The following is a 1,996-nucleotide window of genomic DNA, read 5'->3' as shown; positions in this document are numbered from 1 at the left end:
TTATATCAGCTTTAGCGGCATCGTCACCTTCAAAAACAGTAAAACCGTGCAAGCTGCCGCCCAAATTGTCCCCAGCGACCGCCTACTAATCGAAACCGATTGCCCCTTTCTCTCCCCCAATCCCCACCGCGGTAAACCCTGTGAACCCTCTTTCGTCTTCCATGTAGCCGAAACCGTCGCCCGTCTGCGCGGCTATCCGGTCGAAACCCTAGCCGAACAAACCACCCACAACGCCCGCAACTTATTTCAACTCCCCAGTTAAAAAACATAGTTTATTAGCACAGAGCAGGGGACGGGGAAATGGGGGAATTCAACTAAAACCCTAAAACCCCAACACCCTAAAACCCCAACACCCCAACACCCTAAAACCCTAACATCCAACACCCAACCCCTAAAAACCCCGATCTCCGAGAGCAATTCCCGACCGTCGCTATCGTGTCATCAGCCCTTGTAACCCTATGAACAATCTTACCTTTAACCTCTTACCCGACCTCATCGAAATCCAACACTCCAGTTTTCGGTGGTTTTTGGAAGAAGGACTAATCGAGGAACTGAACAGCTTTTCCCCCATCAGCGACTATACAGGTAAATTAGAACTACATTTCCTCGGCCAGGACTACAGACTCAAAGAACCGAAATACAACGTCGATGAAGCCAAACGACGTGATAGCAGCTATTCTGTTCAGATGTACGTTCCCACCCGTCTAATCAACAAAGAAACGGGAGAAAACATCGAACAGGAAGTCTTTATCGGCGATTTACCCCTGATGACCGAACGGGGAACCTTCATCATTAACGGGGCCGAACGAGTCATCGTCAATCAGATCGTCCGTTCCCCCGGCGTTTACTACAAAGCCGAAATCGACAAAAACGGTCGCCGTACCTACTCCGCTTCCCTGATTCCCAACCGAGGAGCTTGGTTAAAATTTGAAACCGACAAAAACGGCTTAGTCTGGGTCAGAATCGACAAAACTCGCAAATTATCCGCCCAAGTTCTCCTGAAAGCGATCGGATTGAGCGATAACGAAATCTTTGACTCCCTACGCCATCCCGAATTCTACCAAAAAACCCTCGACAAAGAAGGCAATCCTAGCGAAGAAGAGGCACTCCTCGACCTGTACCGCAAACTACGCCCCGGGGAACCTCCCACCGTCACGGGCGGACAACAACTGCTCGAATCGCGCTTTTTTGACAATAAACGCTACGATCTCGGTCGCGTTGGTCGTTATAAACTCAACAAAAAACTACGCCTCAACGTCCCCGATAACCAGCGCGTTCTGACCACCACCGACATCTTAGCGGCGATCGACTACCTAATTAACCTCGAATTCGACATCGGCAACACCGACGACATCGACCACCTCGGCAACCGTCGCGTCCGTTCCGTGGGTGAACTGCTCCAAAACCAAGTGCGAGTAGGTTTAAACCGCTTAGAAAGAATCATTCGGGAACGGATGACCGTCAGCGAATCCCAAAACCTCACCCCCGCTTCCCTAGTCAACCCGAAACCCCTAGTAGCGGCGATTAAAGAATTCTTTGGTTCCTCGCAACTCTCCCAGTTCATGGATCAAACCAATCCCCTAGCGGAATTGACCCATAAACGCCGTATTTCCGCCCTTGGACCTGGCGGTCTCACCCGGGAACGGGCCGGTTTTGCCGTGCGCGACATTCACCCCTCCCACCACGGTCGCATCTGTCCCGTGGAAACCCCAGAAGGTCCCAACGCCGGTTTAATCGGTTCCCTGGCCACCTACGCCCGCGTCAACGACTACGGTTTTATTGAAACCCCCTGTTATGCGGTGGAAAATGGCCGAGTCCGCTACGATCTCCCCGTTAAATACCTCACCGCCGACGAAGAAGACGATCTCAGAGTCGCACCGGGAGACGTGGCCACCGATGAAAATGGTTATATCCTCGGCGAAACTATCCCAGTGCGCTATCGGCAGGAATTCTCCACCACCTCCCCCGAACAAGTGGACTACGTTTGTGTTTCCCC

Annotated in this window: 1 protein-coding gene and 1 pseudogene; both read left to right on the top strand. The window is 52.0% G+C overall.

From position 1 onward, the window contains the following. Positions 1-262: TatD family hydrolase (locus IQ242_RS23500; RefSeq protein ID WP_193961613.1), on the top strand; the 262-nt coding region annotated here is incomplete at its 5' end. Between the two features lie 196 nt (positions 263-458). Next, a pseudogene (locus IQ242_RS23495) lies at positions 459-1,996 on the top strand (DNA-directed RNA polymerase subunit beta); the annotation flags it as partial.

It is taken from the genome of Microcystis sp. LEGE 08355 (assembly GCF_015207185.1).
Lineage (GTDB): Bacteria > Cyanobacteriota > Cyanobacteriia > Cyanobacteriales > Microcystaceae > Microcystis > Microcystis panniformis.
This window is presented reverse-complemented; position numbering and strand designations above follow the sequence as displayed.